Annotated in this window: 18 protein-coding genes; 16 read left to right on the top strand and 2 right to left on the bottom strand. The window is 71.0% G+C overall.

The window, feature by feature from the left end; all coding sequences use genetic code 11:
- The first annotated feature begins 216 nt into the window (after nt 1–216).
- Entirely contained in the window at nt 217–3,822 is a 3,606-nt protein-coding gene (gene smc / locus CXQ92_RS03850; protein WP_104165404.1) for a chromosome segregation protein SMC, read from the top strand.
- Here smc and CXQ92_RS03845 read toward each other — a convergent pair.
- Nucleotides 3,819–5,183 carry an MFS transporter gene (locus tag CXQ92_RS03845; protein ID WP_104165402.1) on the bottom strand — a complete coding sequence of 455 codons (1,365 nt, stop codon included), beginning with the start codon at nt 5,181–5,183 and terminating at the stop codon, nt 3,819–3,821. The two genes, smc and CXQ92_RS03845, sit on opposite strands and share 4 nt — an antisense overlap.
- Nucleotides 5,184–5,258: 75 nt before the next feature.
- On the opposite strand from CXQ92_RS03845, the gene ftsY reads away from it, so the two are divergent.
- The 5 genes from ftsY (at nt 5,259) to CXQ92_RS03820 (ending at nt 9,361) form a co-directional block, all read left to right on the top strand.
- The gene (gene ftsY, locus CXQ92_RS03840) at nt 5,259–6,449 is read left to right on the top strand and encodes a signal recognition particle-docking protein FtsY (RefSeq protein WP_104165401.1); all 1,191 of its coding nucleotides are present in this window, start codon (nt 5,259–5,261) and stop codon (nt 6,447–6,449) included.
- Between the two features lie 197 nt (nt 6,450–6,646).
- Complete coding sequence (locus CXQ92_RS03835; protein ID WP_104165399.1) at nt 6,647–7,987, top strand: ammonium transporter; 1,341 nt, start codon at nt 6,647–6,649, stop codon at nt 7,985–7,987.
- Nucleotides 7,984–8,322 (top strand): P-II family nitrogen regulator, encoded by a 339-nt coding sequence (locus tag CXQ92_RS03830; protein ID WP_043445797.1) that lies wholly within the window; start codon nt 7,984–7,986, stop codon nt 8,320–8,322. Before CXQ92_RS03835 ends, CXQ92_RS03830 begins: the two co-directional genes overlap by 4 nt.
- A 194-nt stretch (nt 8,323–8,516) precedes the next feature.
- Nucleotides 8,517–8,882: a helix-turn-helix transcriptional regulator gene (locus CXQ92_RS03825; RefSeq protein ID WP_104165397.1), complete on the top strand. Its 366-nt coding sequence runs from the start codon at nt 8,517–8,519 to the stop codon at nt 8,880–8,882.
- Nucleotides 8,879–9,361, top strand: a complete 483-nt coding sequence (locus CXQ92_RS03820; RefSeq protein WP_104165395.1) for an SRPBCC family protein — start codon at nt 8,879–8,881, stop codon at nt 9,359–9,361. The genes CXQ92_RS03825 and CXQ92_RS03820 overlap by 4 nt, the downstream gene beginning before the upstream one ends.
- Before the next feature lie 21 nt (nt 9,362–9,382).
- On the opposite strand, the gene CXQ92_RS03815 is transcribed toward CXQ92_RS03820, so the two are convergent.
- Nucleotides 9,383–10,825, bottom strand: coding sequence for a glucose-6-phosphate dehydrogenase (locus tag CXQ92_RS03815; RefSeq protein WP_258069692.1), 1,443 nt, complete (start codon nt 10,823–10,825; stop codon nt 9,383–9,385).
- 184 nt (nt 10,826–11,009) lie between these two features.
- Between CXQ92_RS03815 and ffh the strand changes: the two genes are divergently transcribed.
- The 10 genes from ffh (at nt 11,010) to lepB (ending at nt 19,041) form a co-directional block, all read left to right on the top strand.
- A complete protein-coding gene (gene ffh, locus CXQ92_RS03810) occupies nt 11,010–12,593 on the top strand; it encodes a signal recognition particle protein (protein ID WP_104165394.1) in 1,584 nt (527 codons plus the stop codon).
- Between the two features lie 62 nt (nt 12,594–12,655).
- Entirely contained in the window at nt 12,656–13,363 is a 708-nt protein-coding gene (locus CXQ92_RS03805) for an alpha/beta fold hydrolase (protein WP_104165392.1), read from the top strand.
- Between the two features lie 63 nt (nt 13,364–13,426).
- Entirely contained in the window at nt 13,427–14,494 is a 1,068-nt protein-coding gene (locus CXQ92_RS03800) for an amidohydrolase family protein (protein ID WP_258069792.1), read from the top strand.
- Between the two features lie 54 nt (nt 14,495–14,548).
- Entirely contained in the window at nt 14,549–15,448 is a 900-nt protein-coding gene (locus tag CXQ92_RS03795) for a VOC family protein (protein WP_104165390.1), read from the top strand.
- Between the two features lie 154 nt (nt 15,449–15,602).
- Nucleotides 15,603–16,007, top strand: a complete 405-nt coding sequence (gene rpsP, locus CXQ92_RS03790; protein ID WP_104165388.1) for a 30S ribosomal protein S16 — start codon at nt 15,603–15,605, stop codon at nt 16,005–16,007.
- A 1-nt stretch (nt 16,008) separates the two neighbouring features.
- Nucleotides 16,009–16,254, top strand: a complete 246-nt coding sequence (locus CXQ92_RS03785; RefSeq protein WP_104119805.1) for an RNA-binding protein — start codon at nt 16,009–16,011, stop codon at nt 16,252–16,254.
- Nucleotides 16,255–16,389: 135 nt separating this feature from the next.
- Entirely contained in the window at nt 16,390–16,992 is a 603-nt protein-coding gene (rimM, locus tag CXQ92_RS03780; RefSeq protein ID WP_104165386.1) for a ribosome maturation factor RimM, read from the top strand.
- Nucleotides 16,992–17,780, top strand: coding sequence for a tRNA (guanosine(37)-N1)-methyltransferase TrmD (gene trmD, locus CXQ92_RS03775; RefSeq protein ID WP_104165384.1), 789 nt, complete (start codon nt 16,992–16,994; stop codon nt 17,778–17,780). Before rimM ends, trmD begins: the two co-directional genes overlap by 1 nt.
- A 214-nt stretch (nt 17,781–17,994) precedes the next feature.
- On the top strand, nt 17,995–18,354 hold the full coding sequence (rplS, locus tag CXQ92_RS03770; protein ID WP_104166690.1) for a 50S ribosomal protein L19: 360 nt from the start codon (nt 17,995–17,997) through the stop codon (nt 18,352–18,354).
- 9 nt (nt 18,355–18,363) lie between these two features.
- On the top strand, nt 18,364–19,041 hold the full coding sequence (gene lepB, locus CXQ92_RS03765) for a signal peptidase I (RefSeq protein ID WP_104165382.1): 678 nt from the start codon (nt 18,364–18,366) through the stop codon (nt 19,039–19,041).
- Nucleotides 19,042–19,057: the final 16 nt, after the last annotated feature.

Here is a 19,057-nt window from a genome sequence, read left to right as displayed (position 1 = left end):
CAACTGATAGCGCCGGTCTGTGGCCGGGAAGGACCCACGAATGGGTCAGCCTGGACGCCTTCGGATACTGCTGAAACTTTCGTAAGCCTACTTGGTAATACTGCGGCGGTCATTCCGGAGGCGTCCGGGACGGACGTCCTGGCTACCTGCTACCGATACCGTCGGTGTACTCCGGTAGATTAGGTAGGTCCTACCCCATCTGGAGAGCCTGCCACCGTGCATCTGAAGAGTCTAACCGTGCGAGGGTTCAAGTCTTTCGCCTCGGCAACCACCTTCGACTTCGAGCCGGGCGTCACCGCCGTCGTCGGCCCCAACGGGTCAGGCAAGTCGAACGTCGTCGACGCGCTGGCGTGGGTCATGGGCGAGCAGGGGGCCAAGACGCTCCGCGGCGGCCGGATGGAGGACGTCATCTTCGCCGGGACGACCGGCCGGGCCCCGCTCGGGCGCGCCCAGGTGTCGCTCACCATCGACAACGCCGACGGCGCCCTGCCCATCGAGTACGCCGAGGTGACGATCTCCCGCACGCTCTTCCGGGCGGGCGGCTCCGAGTACGCCATCAACGGCAGGAGCTGCCGCCTCCTCGACATCCAGGAGCTCCTCTCCGACTCCGGGCTGGGCCGCGAGATGCACGTCATCGTCGGCCAGGGCCAGCTGGACAAGGTGCTGCATGCCACACCCGAGGAACGGCGGGGCTTCATCGAGGAGGCCGCGGGGATCCTCAAGCACCGCCGCCGGCGCGAGAAGACCGTGCGGAAGCTCGACGCGATGGAGACGAACCTCGCACGGCTGTCCGATCTCACGGGGGAGCTGCGCCGCCAGCTCACCCCGCTCGGGAAGCAGGCCGAGGTCGCCCGGCGGGCCCAGCAGGTGCAGTTCGCGGTGCGGGACGCGCGGTCGCGCCTGCTCGCCGACGAGCTCGTGGCCCTGCGTGCCGGGTTCGAGCGGGACACCGCGGCCGAGGCCGCCCTGCAGGCGCGCCGCGACGAGATCGGGACGCTGCTCGGCGTCGGCCAGGAGCGGCAGGCGGACCTCGAGCAGGCCGCGGCCGCGTCCGTCCCCGCGCTCGACCGGGCACGCGAGGCCTGGTACGCGCTCTCGAGCGCCCGGGAGAAGCTCGGCGCCCTGGCCACGCGCGCCGAGGACCGCGGACACCTCCTCGGGCAGGCAGTCGAGCCGGACCGGGGGCGAGATCCCGACCACCTCGACCGGCAGGCCGGGCGCGTCCGGGCGGAGGTCGCCGGGCTGGAGGAGGAGGTGGCCTCCCTCGGCCACGCCCTCGAGCAGACCCTCGCGGCCCGTCGCACCGCGGAGGAGGCATCGGCCACCGAGGATGCGAGGCTCGCGCTCCTCCTGCGGGCCGCCGCGGACCGGCGCGAGGGAGACGCCAGGCTCGCAGGCGCGGTGGGCGCGGCTCGCTCCCGCGTCGAGTCCGCGGTCGCCGAGCTCGGGCGCCTGCGCGCGTCCATCACCGCGGCCGAGGAACGACGGCGGACCGCCGAGCGCGAGTTCCAGGCGCTCGAGGGCCGGGTCGCGGCGGACGAGGAGGGGGAGGAGGGCCTCGATGCGGAGTACGAGGCGGCGTCGGAGGTCCTCCGCTCCCTCACCGAGGACGTGGCAGCGCTCGTGGAGGAGGAGCGTGCCACGGAGCGGGAGCGTGGTGCCCTGGCCGCGCGGCTCGAGGCGCAGCGCGAGGGTCTGCAGCAGCGCGACGGCTCCGCGGCCCTCCTCGCCGCCGGGCTCGACGGCGTGCTGGAGCCGCTCGCCCAGCTCCTGCACGTGGTGCCGGGCTTCGAGAAGGCAGTCGTCGCGGCGCTCGCCGACTCCGCCGACGCCGTCGCCGTCGGGAGCATCGCGGCGGCGGAGCGGGCGGTGGAGCTCATGAAGCGCGACGACGCCGGCCAGGTCTCGCTCGTCGTCGCCTCCGGACCCGGTGCGGCCACCCGGCCGGACAAGGCGGGCGCGGGACCGGGACCCGGCTCCGCCGTCGTCCCCGCGCTCGCCCTCGTGACCGCCCCGCCCGCGCTGCAGCCGGCCGTGGCCGCGCTGCTCGACGGCGTGGTGGTGGTCGCGGATCTCGGGGCGGCGCGTCGTGCCGTCGAGGACGGCACCGCCCGGACGGCGGTCACCCACGACGGCGACGTCCTGTCCCGCCACACGGCCCGCGGGGGCACCCCGGGTGCGGCGGGATACCTCGAACGGCGGGCCGCCGTCGAGGACACGGAGGAGAAGCTGGCCCGGACCTCCACCGCCGCCGACCGGCTCCGGTTCCGCCTGACCGCGGCGCGGACCCGCCGGCAGGAAGCGCAGCACCGCGTCGACGCCGCGCTCGAGCGACTGCACGAGTCCGACGCGCGGATGGCCGCGGTCGCCGAGAAGCTCGGCCGGCTGCACGGCGAGCTCCGGTCCGCGGGCGGGGAGGCCGAGCGGCTGGCCGTCCTCGTGCGTGCGGCCGAGGCCAATCTCGCGCAGGAGGAGACACGGCTGCGGGAGGCCGCCGAGCGGCTGTCGGACCTCCAGGAGCAGCCCGTGGAGGCCGAGCCCTCGAGCGAGCACCGCGACGCCCTGCGGCGCGCCGCGGTGGATGCCCGCCAGGCCGAGCTCGAGGCCCGCCTCGCCCTGCGCAGCCGGGAGGAACAGCTCGCCGCGCTCGCGAACCGGGCCGCATCGCTCGAATGCGCGGCGCAGTCCGAACGCCGCGCACGGGAGGAGGCGGCGGAGAAGGCGAGGATCCGTGAGGTCCGGGCCGTCCGGGCCGTGGCGGTCGCCGCGGCGGCGCGGCGGGCGGAGCAGCGCGCGGCGCGGTCCGTGGCCGTTGCGGCGGACCAGCGTGACGCCGCCGAGCGGCTGCGCGCGCAGCAGGATGCCGACCTCCAGGAGGTGCGGGGGTCCAACGCAGCCCTCGGCGTCGAACTGGCACGGCTCACGGACTCGGTGCACCGGGACGAGCTCGCCCGCGCCCAGCAGCGCCTGAGGATCGAGGCGCTCGAGAACCGCTCCATCGAGGAGCTCGGCCTCACCCCGGACCACCTCGTGGACGAGTTCGGGCCGCACCTGCCCGTACCGGGGGACGCGGCGACGGAGGACAAGTGGGCCGCGCTGCGCGCACCGGTCGACGACGACGGCAACCCCGTGCCTCAGGGCGTCCCGTTCGTGCGCCAGGAGCAGGAGAAGAGGCTGAAGCGGGCCGAACGGGATCTCGCCGCGCTCGGCAGGGTGAACCCCCTCGCCCTCGAGGAGTTCGCGGCGCTCGAGGAGCGGCACCAGTTCCTGAGCACCCAGCTCGCCGACCTCAGGGCGACCCGGAAGGACCTCCTGGACATCATCCGGGAGGTCGACGAGCGCGTGGAGCAGGTCTTCACGGCTGCCTACCGGGACACCGCCGAACAGTTCGAGCGCGTCTTCGCCACCCTGTTCCCGGGCGGCGAGGGCCGGCTGGTGCTCACGGACCCGGCGGACATGCTCGCCACCGGCATCGAGGTCGAGGCCCGCCCCGCCGGCAAGAAGATCAAGCGGCTGTCGCTGCTCTCGGGCGGCGAACGGTCGCTGACCGCCGTCGCGCTGCTCGTCGCGATCTTTAAGGCCCGGCCCTCCCCGTTCTACGTCATGGACGAGGTGGAGGCCGCCCTCGACGACACCAACCTCGGGCGGCTCATCACGATCTTCCAGGAGCTGCGGGAGTCGAGCCAGCTGATCATCATCACCCACCAGAAACGTACGATGGAGGTCGCCGACGCCCTCTACGGCGTGACGATGCGCGGCGACGGCGTGTCCACGGTCATCAGCCAGCGCATCGGCGTCGCGAGGCAGGACGCCCTCGGCTAGGACCCCGGGGTGCCCTGCTCCTCCGCGGACGGGCCGGCGCGGCGGGCGCCCGGGTCGTCGCCGGCGGGCCCGTCCGGCGCCGTGCGCTCCGTCCGCGGGAGCGTCTCCCGGGACAGCATCCACACCCCGGCGGCGAGGGCGGTCAGGACCCCGGTCACGGTGAAGGCGAGGGCGAAGGAGCCGAAGGCGAGCTGGTCGATGATGAGGCCGGCGAGGATCGGGCCGAGGATCGCGCCGAAGTCGGAGCTCATCTGGAAGGTCGCGAGGACCCTGCCGCCGCTGCGGTCGTTGCCGACGACGTCCGCCACCGCCGCCTGCTGCGCGGGATTGAGGATACCCGTGCCGAGGCCCGCGACGACGCACAGGGCGAGGAAGACGACCACGTTCCCGGAGAAGCCGAGCGCGATCATCGCGGCCCCGTTCACGAGGAGGCCCGTGATCACGAGCGGCCGCCGGCCCAGCGAGTCGGCGAGCCCGCCGGACACCGTGAGGGCGAGCGCCGTCCCCGCGGCGAAGAAGGCCAGGGAGATGCCGGCGATCTCCGTGCCCGCTCCGAGGACCGCATCCGCGAAGAGCGGCACGAGCGCCATGCGGACGCCGAAGGAGGACCAGCCATTCGCGAAGCTGGACGCCAGCGCCGCGCGGTACCCGGAGTCCGCGACCGCCTCACGCACCGTCAGGGCCGGCTTTCCGCGCGCCGCCGTGCGGTCCGAGAGCGAGGTGTCCTTCAGCTGGAAGAAGACGACGGCGGAGGCGACCAGCAGGGCCGCCGCGTAGACCAGGAACGGCACCCGCAGGCCGAAGCGGGCGAGCAGGCCGCCCACGATCGGACCGCCGATGCTCCCCAGCAGGAACGCTGTGGCATACGCGCCGGAGACACGGCCGCGGATGGCCGGCGGGGCGAGCCGCACGATCAGGCCCATCGCGGAGACCGTGAACATCGTGGAGCCGATACCGCCGAGGGCGCGGAAGACGAGGAGCTGCCAGTAGTCAGCAGCGAAGGCGCAGGCGGCGGTGGACAGCGCCACGATGAGCAGCCCCACGATATAGACGGGCCGTTCGCCGAGCCGCTCCACGAGCCGGCCCCCCGCGGGTGCGAAGACGAGGCGCGTGAACGCGAAGGCGCTCACGATCACCGCCGACGCCGTGACGCCGACGTCGAAGCTCTGCGCGAACTGCGGCAGGATCGGCGCCACGAGGCCGAACCCGATGGCGATGACGAACGCGGCCGCGATGAGGACCCTGATCTCCCGCGGGATCCGCTGCCGCTCCCCGACGGGTGCGGTACCGTCCCCGGTCCGGTGTCCCAGACGGGGGATGCGGAAGGGGGAGCGCTTGGGTACGCGAGGGAATCCGGCCATGGTCCTCGCATTCTGTCACCGCCCCGGCGCCGGGGTTCAATCCGTGCGCGCAGGGCCGTGTGAGAAGGTGGATCAGTGAACGACATCCTCCTGCCTGTCATCTTCGTCATCCTCGCGATCGCCGTGCTCGGCTCGCTCGCCGTCGTCCTCGTGCGCGGCAGACGGACCCCTCCCGGCCTGTACTCCTCGCCCCGGGACCCCGACGACCAGGTGGAGGGCGGGGCGCACGGCGCCACGTCCACGGACGTCCTGGAACGGCCCGACGGACTCCCGACGGACGTGCTCGTCCCGAACGACCTCAGCGGCCTGGAGGAAGCGCCGGCCCCGAGCCTGGACACCGTCGACCCGGTGCAGGGGCGGCTCGCACGGCTGCGTGCCCGCCTGGTGCGGTCCAACAACGCCCTCGGCAAGGGCCTGCTCGCCCTCCTGTCCCGGGACAGGATCGACGAGGACGTCTGGGACGAGGTGGAGGAGACCCTCCTCATGGCGGACCTCGGCACCGAGCCCACCATGGAACTCGTGGACGCGCTGCGTGAGCGCGTCAAGGTGGCGGGCAGCCGCAGCCCGGCCGAGGTCAAGGACATGCTCCGCGAGGAACTCGTGAAGCTCGTCGACCCCACCATGGACCGGTCCCTGGCGACCCACCGCCACGCGGACCGCCCGGCCATCGTCATGGTGGTCGGCGTCAACGGAGTAGGCAAGACCACCACTGTCGGCAAGCTCGCGCGCGTCCTCGTCGCCGACGACAAGGACGTGCTCCTCGGCGCCGCGGACACGTTCCGTGCGGCCGCCGCCGAGCAGCTGGCCACCTGGGGCGCGCGCGTCGGCGTGCCGACGGTCAAGTCCGACGTCGACGGCGCCGATCCCGCGTCCGTCGCCTTCGAGGCGGTCAAGACCGGCATCGAGCAGGAGGTCGACGTCGTCCTCATCGACACCGCCGGGCGCCTGCAGAACAAGGTGGGCCTCATGGACGAGCTCGGCAAGGTCAAGCGCGTGATCGAGAAGCAGGGCACCGTCGACGAGGTGCTCCTCGTCCTGGACGCCACGACCGGCCAGAACGGCCTCAGCCAGGCCCGCGTGTTCGCGGAGGTCGTGAACATCAGCGGCATCGTGCTCACCAAGCTGGACGGGACCGCCAAGGGCGGCATCGTCGTGGCGATCCAGCGCAGCCTCGGCGTTCCCGTGAAGCTGATCGGTCTGGGCGAGGGTGCGGACGATCTCGCGCCGTTCGACGCCGAGGGGTTCGTCGACGCCCTCCTCAGCTAGAGCGGAGCGGGCTGCGACCTGCCCCGCGTCAAGGCCCGGGGAGCCGGGAAACCTGCAGGAAACACGATCGACACGGGGTCTTTACTCCAGCGCTCGCCCTGTAACCTGCGCGCAACGCGATGCCCCCGGGATCGAAACACGTCCATCGCATTCTGGAGGAGCGGGAAGTCCCCGCCCCTTTGGAAGGATCGTGTTTGATGGATCTGACAGCAGGCCACGTCTGGGTGATGATCTCAGCCGCCCTCGTACTACTCATGACCCCCGGGCTCGCCTTCTTCTACGGCGGCATGACCCGCGCCAAGGCCGCACTGAACATGATGATGATGAGCTTCATCGCCGTCGGACTCGTCGGGATCGTGTGGGTCCTCTGGGGCTACTCCATGACCGGCGGCGACGGCGTCGCCCAGCTCTTCGGTAACCCGTTCGCCTCGTTCGGCATGAGCGGACTCATCGGCACCGAGGACCTCATCGGCGCCGGCTACGGCGCGACGTTCGCCATCATCACCGTGGCCCTGATCAGCGGTGCCATCGCCGACCGCGCGAAGTTCGGTGCCTGGGTGATCTTCGTCCCCATCTGGGTGACCCTCGTCTACTGCCCGCTCGCGTTCATGGTGTGGGGCGGGGGTCTCCTGAGCGCCGACGGCGCCGTCGGAGGCGCGGTCGGCGAGGCTGTCGACTTCGCCGGCGGCACCGTGGTGCACATCAGCGCCGGCGTGGCGGCCCTCGTGCTCGCCGTGATCCTCGGCAAGCGCCAGGGATTCGGCAAGGACCCGGCGCAGCGCCCGCACAACATCCCGTTCGTGATGCTCGGAGCCGCACTCCTGTGGTTCGGCTGGTTCGGCTTCAACGGCGGCGCGGCCGGATCGGCCGAGGAAGCGGGGCTGATCTGGGTCAACACCATGGCAGCCCCTGCTGCCGCGATGGTCGGCTGGCTCATGACCGAGCGCATCCGTGACGGACGCCCGACCTCGCTCGGCGCCGCGTCCGGCATCGTGGCCGGACTCGTGGCCATCACCCCGGCCTGCGCGAACGTCAGCCCCGTCGGCGCCATCTGCCTCGGCATCGTCTCCGGCGCGGTCTGCGCGCTCGCCGTCGGCATCAAGTACCGGCTCGGGTTCGACGACTCGCTCGACGTCGTCGCCGTCCACCTCGTCGCCGGCATCGTCGGCACCCTGTCCCTCGGGTTCATCATGCTGCCCGTCGAGGGTGAGGGCGGCGGCCTCTTCTACGGCGGCGGCGCCGGCCAGCTGGTCGCGCAGATCGTCGCCGCGGCCATCGCGATCGCCCTCTCCGCGATCATGACCGCGATCATCGGCCTCGCCATCCACAAGACCATCGGCTTCCGGATCAGTTCGGACGACGAGGTGTCCGGCGTCGACCTCACCGAGCACGCGGAGACCGCCTACGAATTCGGCGGGCTCGGTGTCGGTGGATCCTTCCACCCGTTCGCCGACCAGGTGGTCAGCCAGCAGGGCGCCAAGCACAGCAGCAAGCAGAACTCCGCACAGCAGGACGTCACGGAAGGCGCGCATTCATGAAACTCGTCACAGCAATCGTCCGGCCCGACAAGCTCGACGGCGTCCGGGGGGCCCTGGAGAACTACGGCGTGCAGGGCCTCACGGTGAGCCAGGCGAGCGGTTACGGCCGCCAGCGCGGTCACACCGAGGTCTACCGCGGGGCGGAGTACACGGTGGACCTCCTGCAGAAGGCGCGCGTCGAGGTCCTGGTCGCCGATGCGTGGGTGACCGACATCGTCGACGTCCTGGTCTCCACGGCCAACACCGGCCGCGCGGGGGACGGCAAGGTGTGGGTCATCCCCGTCGAGGAGGCCGTGCGCGTCCGCACCGGCGAACGGGGGGAAGCCGCCCTGTAGGGCAGGCCCCGCCGCACGAAGAGCACAGGACGCACCTTCTCAGAACGCCCGGCCGGGCAATCCGGCCGGGCGTTCTGCGTCCGCGCACTCTTGCCGTCACTGGGCATCGGGCATATCCTTGGACAACCTTCTCATTGATCAACGAATACATTGATTAAAGGGACAGTGATCAATGAGGAAGTGCAACTTCAGGAGTGGACCCCGTGACCGACGACGAGCGCCTCGACATCGCCTTCCTGGCACTTGCCGATCCCGTACGCCGCCGCATCATCGCCCGGCTCAGCCGGGGCCCGGCCACGGTCAACGAACTGGCGGAACCCTTCGCGATCACCAAGCAGGCGGTCTCGAAGCACATCCAGGTCCTTGAGCAGGCGGGACTCGTCACGCGCACGCGCGACGCCCAGCGCCGGCCCGTCCACCTGAACCCCGCACGACTGGAGGCGCTCACCGCCTGGATCGACCAGTACCGGCTGATCCACGAGGAGCAGTTCCGCAGCCTCGACGCCGTGCTATCCACCCAGGCCGCGGCACGCGGCCCGCAGGCAAAGGACTCGTCATGAGCAACGCCCTGACACTCACCGTCCCGGAGGGCCTCCCCTTCATCGACCTCGACCGCGAGTTCGACCATCCCGTGGCGGAGGTGTTCCGCGCCCACAAGGAGCCCGACCTCGTTGCACAGTGGCTGGGCCCGCGGCGTCTCCGCCTCGGCATCGACCAGTACGACTTCCGGACCGGCGGCAGCTACCGCTACACCCACACCGGTCCGGACGGCGTCGACCACGTGTTCAGCGGTGTCTTCCACACCGTCCGGGAGAACGATTTCGCGATCCAGACCTTCGAGTACGACGGCTACCCGGACGTCGTCAGCATCGAATTCCTGACCTTCCAGGACGTGGGTGGCGGCAGGACCCGGCTGACGGCCCATGCCGTCTACCCGAGCATGGAGGCCCGCGACGGCATGGTGCGGTCGGGGATGGAGGGCGGTCTGTCCGAAGCGTACGAGCAGCTCGACGAGTTGCTGCGTCGCGCGACGGTCTGAGCGGGCGGGCCTCGTGCGGCCCTATTCCTTCCGGCCGTGCGAGGACGGCCACCCCTCCGGCCCGTCCGAGCCCGCCCGGTACTCCTCGAGGGGCACACGGCCCTCCGACCACGCCTTCAGGACCGGCTCCACGATGCGCCAGCAGTCCTCTGCGGTGTCGCCGCGGACCGAGAGCGTCGGATCGCCGGCGAGGACACCTTCGATCACCTCACCGTAGGGGAGCAGGTCCGTCTCGTTGAGGTCGGCGCTGAGGGTCGCCCGGTCGAGGGAGAAGATGTCCCCGGGCCCGTTGACGTCGATCTCGAGCTGCAGCGTGTCGGGGCCGAACCCGATGCGCAGCTTCGTCGGCGCGTCCTGGCCCGTGAACCCGACGGGCAGGTGGCTCACCGGACGGAAGGTGATCACGGCCTCCTTGCGCTTGACGCCGAGCGCCTTGCCGGAGCGGAGGACGAACGGTACGCCGGACCAGCGCTCGTTGTTGATGGACACGGTGATCTCCGCGAGAGTCTCCGTGCCCTTCTCGGGGTCGATGCCGGGCTCGGCGGCGTAGTCGGGGACCTCCCGGTCGCCGATCGTGCCCGCCGCGTAGCGTGCCCGCCGGCTGCTGCCCGGGCTGTCCAGGTCCACCGTGCTGGCCCGGAGGACGGAGCCGATGTGGTCGCGGAGGTCCCTCTCGTGCAGGGTGGACGGCGCGTTCAGGGCCAGGAGCGCCATGACGTGCAGCAGGTGGCTCTGGATCATGTCGCGGAGCGCGCCCGCGCCGTCGTAGTACCGGGCCCGGTTCTCGAGCGCGAGGTCCTCGTCGAAGATCACCTCGACCTTCTCGATGTGCAGGTTGTTCCAGACCGGCTCCAGGATGCGGTTGGCGAACCGCAGGCCGAGGATGTTGAACACCGTCGCCTTGCCGAGGAAATGGTCCACACGGTGGATGTTCTGCTCGGGCACCAGCTTCGAGAGCTTCTCGTTGAGGCGGTGCGCACTGGCCTGGTCCGTGCCGAAGGGCTTCTCCATCACGAGACGGGTGCTCGTCGGCAGGGAGCCCGGCCCGAGCGCGCTGCAGGCGAGCTGGCTGACGGCCGGGGGCAGCGCGAAGTAGATGGCCACGGGACCCTCGAGGCCCTGCACCAGGTCGGCCAGCCCGTCCTTCGTGACATCGAGGAGGTGGTACCGGCTGTCGTCGCGCACCTGCTGCAGCGACGCCCGTCCGGCGTCGTCCGCCTTCTCGCGGGCGACGGCGAAGGAGCTGTCTAGCCGCTCACGCCACTGCTCGTCGGTCCAGTCGTCGGAACCCGCGCCCACGAGCTTCAGGCCGTCGGCGCGTCCGAGGCGGATGAGCCGTGCGAGTCCCGGCAGGAGCAGGCGCCCGGTCAGGTCGCCGGAGGCGCCGAGGATCAGGAGCGTCCTGACGCGGGTGTCGGCGTCGGCGGGAATGGTGTCGTGCTCTGCGAGCGAGGAAGTATCCACCTCCTCACCTTGCCACTTCTGCCCCCGGGGTGTCCTGTGCCGGCGGGGTGCGTCGTGGTTTGCGCGCGGCGGTCCGGCGGGGCAGGAGGCGTCGGAGGGCGGGACGCCGAGCTCCCGAGCGCCCCCAGTTGATACCCTTGGGAGTTGAGTCTCCAAAGTCCCCGATGAAAGTAGTGCACGGCACGTGTTCAATTCACTCTCCGACCGGCTGACTGCGACCTTCAAGAATCTCCGCGGCAAGGGCCGCCTCACCGAGGCGGACATCGATGCCACGGTGCGCGAGATCCGGCGCGCCCTGCTCGACGCCGACGTCGCCGTTCCCGTGGTGCGCGCCTTCACGGCCGCCGTCAAGGAACGCGCCCTCGGCCTCGAGGTCTCGCAGGCCCTGAACCCGGGCCAGCAGATCGTCAAGATCGTCAACGAGGAGCTCGTCGGGATCCTCGGCGGCGAGACCCGGCGCATCCGGCTCGCGAAGAACCCGCCCACCGTGATCATGCTGGCGGGCCTCCAGGGCGCGGGAAAGACCACGCTCGCGGGCAAGCTGTCCAAGTGGCTCAAGGGCCAGGGCCACAGTCCGCTGCTCGTCGCCTGCGACCTCCAGCGCCCCAACGCCGTCCGCCAGCTCCAGGTCAACGGCGAGCGGGCGGGCGTGCCCGTCTACGCGCCGCACCCCGGCGTCAGCTCCGAGTTCGAGGCCGCCACCGGCGACCCGGTCGCGGTCGCCCGCCAGGGTGTCGCCGAGGCACGTGCCCGCCTGCACGACGTCGTCATCGTCGACACCGCCGGTCGCCTCGGCGTGGACGCCGAGCTCATGCAGCAGGCGGCCGACATCCGGGCGGCGATCAGCCCCGACGAGGTGCTGTTCGTCATCGACGCGATGATCGGCCAGGATGCCGTGAACACCGCGCTGGCCTTCAACGAGGGCGTGGACTTCACCGGCGTCGTCCTGACCAAGCTCGACGGCGACGCCCGCGGCGGCGCCGCCCTCTCGGTCGCGTCCGTCACCGGCAAGCCGGTCATGTTCGCCTCCACGGGTGAAGGGCTCGGCGACTTCGAGCTGTTCCACCCCGACCGCATGGCCTCCCGCATCCTCGACATGGGTGACGTCCTCACCCTCATCGAGCAGGCCGAGCAGTCCTGGGACAAGGACGAAGCCGCCCGGATGGCGAAGAAGTTCGCCGACCAGGAGGACTTCACCCTCGACGACTTCCTCGCGCAGATGCAGCAGATCCGCAACATGGGCTCCATGAAGAAGATGCTCATGATGATGCCGGGCGCAGCCAACATGCGGGAGCAGCTGGAGAACTTCGACGAGCGCGAGATCGACCGCGTGGAGGCCATCGTCCGCTCGATGACCCCGCACGAGCGCGTCGCCCCGAAGATCATCAACGGCTCCCGCCGCGCGAGGATCGCCCGCGGTTCCGGCGTGCACGTCTCCGAGGTCAACGGCCTCCTGGAGCGCTTCACGCAGGCACAGAAGATGATGAAGAAGATGGCTTCGGGCGGGGGCATCCCGGGCATGCCGGGCATGGCCGGTCCGGGAGGCTTCGGTGGCCCGCGCAAGACCAAGGCAGCCGCCGCCAAGGGCAAGAAGAAGCCGCGCTCGGGCAACCCCGCGAAGGCCGCGCAGGAGCTGCAGGAAGCGGAGGCGCGGCGCGCCGCCGCACGCACGGCCACGCCCACCGGTGCCGCCTTCGGCGGCCAGCAGGACTTCGACCCGTCGGCGATGAACCTCCCCAAGGGCTTCGAGAAGTTCCTCGGGAAGTAGCGCGCGCGTGGCCTGCGAGGATCCGACCTGCCGAGGCCCTCACTGATGGGTATCGGGCTGTGATGGGCGCCGAGCGCGTGGTGTTCGTGCACGGCAGCGGTCCCTTCGGTGCCGCGGCGTGGCCCCGGCAGCACGGCCTGTCCATCGACTTCGACTGCCTGTACGTCCGCCGGCACGGGTTCTCGGCCACCGAGGAGCCCGCCGCCACCGATCATGACCGGGACCAGGAGATCGTCGCCGACGCCCTGGGCGGTGGGGGACACGTCGTCGCCCATGCCCAGGGCGCCGTGGCGGCCATGATGCTCGCCGTCGAGCGTCCCGACCTGGTGCGCTCGCTCACCCTGGTGGAGCCGGCGTGCTTCTCCCTCACGGCGGAGCTCCCGGCGACGGCGGCGCACATCGCGCTGATGAAGCCCCTCTTCGCGGAGCGCCACGCGATGTCCGACGACGACGTCCTCCGTGCCTTCGCGCGGCAGGTCGTCGACGACGATGCTCGGACGCCCGCCACGACCGAGGCCCGGCGCGACGCCGCGAGGCTCCGTCTCCAGAGCCCTCCCTGGGAGGCACCGCTGGCCATCGTCCCCGGCGTGCCGACCCTGGTGCTGACCGGAGGGTGGGAACCCCTCTACGAGGAGGTCGCCGAGTACCTCGCCGGCACCGGCGCGATCCACCGGGTAGCACCCGGCGGACACCGGCCGCACGACACCGCCGAGGGGGATGCGCTCATCCGGTCCTTCCTGCGCGCCGGGCGGCACCAGGCCGCCGCATGAGGACCGTCGCCGGACCGTCCTCTGGTGCGTGACGGACCCGGGTTCCTGCATCTCACCGGGACGGTGCTGCTGTCGCCGACGCGGACGGTGCCGGACGTCTACGTGCAGGAGGGCCGCTTCACCTTCCGGCGTCCGCCCGGCCGTCCGCTCCGGACCATCGAGGGGTGGGTGCTGCCCGGCCTGGTGGACGCGCACTGCCATGTCGGCCTCGACCGGCGCGGACGGGTGCCCGACGAGCTGGCGGAGCAGCAGGCCCTGCAGGACCGCGATGCGGGCACGCTGCTCATCCGCGATGCGGGCGTCGTCAACGACACGCGGTGGGTGCAGGACCGAGCGGACCTGCCGCGCCTGGTGCGCGCGGGCCGGCATGTGGCACGGACGCAGCGCTACTTCCGCGACTACGCCGTCGAGGTGGAGCCCGCGGACCTGGCCGGGGCCGTCGCGGAGCAGGCGCGGCGCGGCGACGGGTGGGTCAAGATCGTGGGGGACTGGATCGACCGCTCCCTCGGCGACCTCGCCCCCGCCTTCCCTCCCGAGGCCCTGAAGGACGCCGTCGACGCCGCGCACGCGGAGGGTGCCCGGGTGACGGCCCACTGCTTCGCGGCGGAGACACTCGACGGCATGCTCGACGCCGGGATCGACTGCATCGAGCACGCCACCGGCATGCTCCCGCGCCACGTCCCCCGGTTCGTGGAGCAGGGCGTGGCGATCGTCCCCACGCTGATCAACATCGACACCTTCCCTGCCATCGCCGACGGCGCGGCCGGCAAGTACCCCGACTACGCGGCGCACATGCGCCGGTTGTGGGGCGGGCGTGAGGCGATGGTCCGGCGGGCGTACGACGCCGGGATCGCCGTCTATGCGGGCACCGACGCCGGCAGCGTCATCGCCCACGGCCGGCTCCCGGACGAGGTGACGGCACTGGCCGCTGCGGGCCTCGGCCCGGCCGCGGCCCTCGACGCGGCCTGCTGGTCCGCCCGCGCCTGGCTGGGCTTCCCGGCGATCGAGGAGGGTGCGAGCGCCGACGCCGTCGTCTGCGCGGCAGATCCGCGCCTCGACGTGGGTACCCTCGCCTCCCTCCGGGCCGTGGTACTGCGCGGAGAGGTCATGGCGAGAACACCGCCGGAATAAGTTGAAGCTTCAATGAGTTGGACGGGGGGAGACCTTCTACTCCGAGGAGCCGACATGCCCGTGCAGGACCTGCTGCCCACCGACACCGCCATGGGACCGCTGACGCTCAAGGTCGGCGACCTGGCCGGACTGGCCCGCTACTACACGGCCGCGCTGCGCCTGGAGGTGATCGATGACGGGACGGACGCCGTCGTCCTCGGGCGGCGGGGGAGCGCCGTCCTCCGCCTCGAATCGGCCCCTCACCTGCACCTGCCCCAGCGCGGGGACGCCGGCCTCTTCCACACCGCCCTCCTCTTCGCGGACCGCGCGGACCTGGCCGCCGCCGTCGCTTCTGCCGCGCGGCATCCCCTCAGTGCGTACGTGGGCAGCGCAGACCACCTCGTGAGCGAGGCGTTCTACTTCACCGACCCCGAGGGGAACGGCATCGAACTGTACGTCGACCGGCCCAGGGACAGCTGGAACTGGACGAGCGACGGGCGCGGCACCCGCTCGGTGGTGATGGACAACCTCCCCCTGCCCCCGCGGGACTACATCGAGCGGCACCTCACCGAGGACGCCGTGTCACAGGCGGAGTCCAGGGCGGCCGGCGTGGGCCACGTCCACCTGCAAGTCGGTGACGTCGGGACGGCCCAGAACTTCTACGTGGACGTCCTCGGTTTCGAGCGCACGGCGGGATGGCACGACCAGGCCCTGTTCGTCTCCGCCGGCGGGTACCACCACCACATGGCGATGAACGTCTGGAACAGCCGGGGCGCAGGTCCGCGGAAGGACACCCTCGGCCTCGGGGAGGTCCTCATCCGGGTACCGTCGGAGGACGAGGTCGGGGCACTGGCGGACCGCCTGGCCCATGCGGGCGTCGCGAACCACCACACGGGGGCCGAACTGCGTTTCGAGGACCCCTGGCGGAACCGGCTGAGGGTCGCCGTCGACGCCGCGCCGGGCGGAATCGCCTAAAGAACGGCCGTCTGGCACAATGGTTCCGTACTCGATCCGTGCAGCCCCTCTCTCTGCGCGTGCATTGTGTCCTTTGAACCCTCATGAATGGCCCGCCCCACGGGAGCAGGATGACGGGTTCGCCCCTTTTCATTTACAAGGAGTGACCACACAAGTGGCCGTAAAGATTCGCCTCAAGCGCATGGGCAAGATCCGCGCACCGTTCTACCGCGTCGTCGTCATGGACTCACGCTCCAAGCGTGATGGCCGTGCCCTCGAAGAGATCGGCAAGTACAACCCCACCGAGGAGCCCTCGTTCATCGAGATCAACTCCGAGCGTGCGCAGTACTGGCTCGGTGTCGGCGCGCAGCCCACCGAGCAGGTCTCCGTCCTGCTCAAGATCACCGGTGACTGGCAGAAGTTCAAGGGACTCAAGGGCCAGGAAGGCACCCTGAGGACCAAGGCCGCCAAGGAGGCGTTCGTCGCCCCCGAGAAGGGCTCCGTGATCGTCCCCGAGGCCATCACCCCGAAGGCGAAGAAGAACGACGACGCCGCCGCGGAAGCCACCGAGGCAGAGTAACTTGCTGGCCGAAGCTCTGGAGCATCTCGTCCGCGGCATCGTCGACAACCCTGACGACGTCAGGGTCTCCGCGAAGACCAACCGCCGCGGCGAGACGCTCGAGGTCCGCGTGCACCAGGAGGATCTCGGTCGCGTGATCGGCCGCCAGGGGCGCACCGCCCGCGCCCTGCGCACCGTGGTGTCGGCCCTCGCGGACGGCGAGCCCGTGCGGGTCGATGTCGTCGACACCGACCGCCGCCGGGACTGACCGGCCCCGAGCTTCACGGCATACAGCATGCTGAACGGCCCCACCACCAGGACCTGGTGGTGGGGCCGTTTCCGTCCACCCATGCAGTACCCAGGTAGTACCCATGTATCAGCCAGACAAAGCAGGAGCACCACGATGGACGTACTCGTAGCCAGGATCGGGAAGCCCCACGGCATCCGTGGAGAGGTGACGGTGCAGCTCTTCACCGACGCCCCCGAGGACCGCTTCGAGCCGGGCGGGACCTTCCGCGTGGAGGGCGCCGCCGTCACCGAACTCACGGTCGTCAAGGCGCGGTGGAACAAGGACATCCTGATCGTCGGCTTCGAGCAGGTGGCGGACCGGAACCAGGCCGAGACCCTGCGCGGCGCCCAGCTCTTCGTCGACACCGCCGGTGCCCAGGAGAACGACGACGACGCCTGGTACGAGCACGAGCTCGTCGGCCTCGATGCCCGTGTCGACGGGACGTCCGTGGGCAAGGTCACCGCCCTGCGTACCATGGCGGTTCAGGACCTCCTCGTCGTCGAACTCGCCGACGGCCACGAAGCGCTGGTGCCGTTCGTCACGTCGATCGTGCCCGAGGTGGACCCGGAGGCCGGTTTCCTGACCATCGTGCCGCCGACAGGCCTCTTCGACCTCAACACCCCGGGCTCCAACCAGGCGCCCGACGACGGCGACGACGTCGCGCGCGACCCGGCCGCCGACTCGCCCCACCCTGCGCCGGGCCGGACACGCGACTAGTGCGCATCGACGTCGTCTCCATCTTCCCGGAGTACCTCGCCGCTCTCGACCTGTCCCTCATCGGGAAGGCGCGCCAGGACGGCGTATTGGACGTGCGGATCCACGACCTGCGCGCGTTCACGACCGACAGGCACCGTACGGTCGACGACACCCCCTACGGCGGAGGCGCCGGCATGGTCATGAAGCCCGAACCCTGGGCGCAGGCGCTCGAAGCGGTCCGGTCCGAGGCTCCTGCCGGCTCCCGGCCCGTCCTCATCGTGCCGTCCCCGGCCGGCGCCGTGTTCGACCAGGCGATGGCCCATGAGCTCGCCGAGGTGGACCACCTCGTCTTCGCGTGCGGCCGGTACGAGGGCATCGACGAACGCGCGGTGGACTGGGCCCGCGAGGAGTTCGACGTCCGGCCCGTGTCACTCGGCGACTACGTCCTCAACGGCGGGGAAGTGGCGGTGCTCGCCATGGTCGAGGCCGTCGCGCGGCTCATCCCCGGCGTCGTCGGCAACCCGGAATCCCTCGTGGAGGAATCCCACGCGGACGGCCTGCTCGAGTACCCCGTGTACACCAAACCGTCGTCCTGGCGCGGCCGTGACGTCCCCGAGGTGCTGCTGAGCGGCAACCACGCGAAGATCGCACAGTGGCGGCGGCTCGAGCAGTTCCAGCGCACCGCCGACCGGCGGCCCGACCTCCTCGGCCGGGTGGATGTCGCCGCCCTCGGGAAGGCCGACCTCACGGCGCTGCGCGCGGCGGGTTTCGACGTCGTCGACGGCAGGCTCACGAGACCGCAGCATTAACGGTTGGCGTCCGCGCTGTGGAATAATCGTGCTTTGTGTCCACTGGGCCGGACCCTGCCACAGGGGGCGTGCGGCCAACAGTTCAACACACCGACCACCGAATCATCGGATCGGCCGGAAAACCTACTTCGGCGGTATCGCCCGGGCCGTGCGCCCTGTCCTTGACCGCCGTGACCAACGTGGATGACCTGTGGCGTCCACCAGGAGCATGACCATGCATATTCTCGACTCAGTCGACGCCGGATCCTTCCGCGACAACGTCCCCGACTTCCGCGCCGGCGACACCGTCAACGTCCACGTCAACATCATCGAAGGCAAGAACACCCGTGTTCAGATCTTCAAGGGCTTCGTCGTCGGCCGCCAGGGCGACGGCATCCGCGAGACCTTCACGGTCCGCAAGGTGAGCTTCGGTGTCGGCGTGGAGCGTACGTTCCCCGTCCACAGCCCGGTCCTCGACAGGATCGAAGTTGTCTCCAAGGGCGACGTGCGCCGCGCCAAGCTGTACTACATGCGCGAACTGCGCGGCAAGGCAGCGAAGATCAAGGAGAAGCGCGACCCCAAGACGGTCAAGTAACCTCCTCTGGTGCATGAAACGCCCGCTCCCCGGTCCCCGGCCGGAGGGCAACCGAAACGCCGGCCCCGCTCCGTGGGCTGGCGTTTCGTGTTCTCCGTCGTGCTGGTCGCCGTCCTGGTCACCGGACTCGTGCGCGGCTTCCTCTTGGACGTCTACTTCATCCCGTCCGCGTCCATGGAGCCCCTGCTCACCGAGGGCGACCGCGTGCTCGTGGAGAAGCTCGCGGATTCGGACTTCCGGCGCGGCGACGTCGTCGTGTTCGACGGCCGCGGGTCCTTCGACCCCATCACGGACCCGCGGAGCCTTCCCGAGCAGGTCCTCGCCGGCGCGGGGCAATGGCTCGGGCTGGCGGGCAGCGACACCACGTACGTCAAGCGCGTGATCGGGGTCGGCGGGGACCACGTGGTGTGCTGCAGCGGGGACGGATCACTGACGGTGAACGGGGACACCCTCGAGGAGCCGTACGTCCATCAGGGCGACGCCGCCAGCACCACGAGGTTCGACGTCGTCGTCCCCGAGGGGCGGCTCTGGCTCCTCGGTGACCACCGGTCGGCGTCGATGGACTCGCGGTCCCTGCTCGGCGCACCCGGCGGGGGGCTCGTCGCCGAGGATCGGATCATCGGGCGGGCCTTTCAGCTAGTCTGGCCACTGGACCGGTCCGGCCCGATCGACCGACCGTCCGGCTGACGTCCCGGTGGCCAGG

Source organism: Arthrobacter sp. SX1312 (assembly GCF_002929295.1).
Taxonomy (GTDB): Bacteria; Actinomycetota; Actinomycetes; order Actinomycetales; family Micrococcaceae; genus Arthrobacter_D.
Note: the sequence above shows the minus strand (reverse complement) of the source record. Positions and strands in the feature narration are given on the sequence as shown.

Excerpts from the sequence above, each read along its gene's own strand:
- CXQ92_RS03795 (WP_104165390.1), top strand. The coding sequence starts at position 14,549 with ATGCCCGTGCAGGACCTGCTGCCCACCGACACCGCCATGGGACCGCTG.
- rplS (WP_104166690.1), top strand. The coding sequence starts at position 17,995 with ATGCATATTCTCGACTCAGTCGACGCCGGATCCTTCCGCGACAACGTC.
- CXQ92_RS03805 (WP_104165392.1), top strand. The coding sequence starts at position 12,656 with ATGGGCGCCGAGCGCGTGGTGTTCGTGCACGGCAGCGGTCCCTTCGGT.
- CXQ92_RS03835 (WP_104165399.1), top strand. The coding sequence starts at position 6,647 with ATGGATCTGACAGCAGGCCACGTCTGGGTGATGATCTCAGCCGCCCTC.
- CXQ92_RS03830 (WP_043445797.1), top strand. The coding sequence starts at position 7,984 with ATGAAACTCGTCACAGCAATCGTCCGGCCCGACAAGCTCGACGGCGTC.
- CXQ92_RS03845 (WP_104165402.1), bottom strand. The coding sequence starts at position 5,183 with ATGGCCGGATTCCCTCGCGTACCCAAGCGCTCCCCCTTCCGCATCCCC.
- CXQ92_RS03820 (WP_104165395.1), top strand. The coding sequence starts at position 8,879 with ATGAGCAACGCCCTGACACTCACCGTCCCGGAGGGCCTCCCCTTCATC.
- rimM (WP_104165386.1), top strand. The coding sequence starts at position 16,390 with ATGGACGTACTCGTAGCCAGGATCGGGAAGCCCCACGGCATCCGTGGA.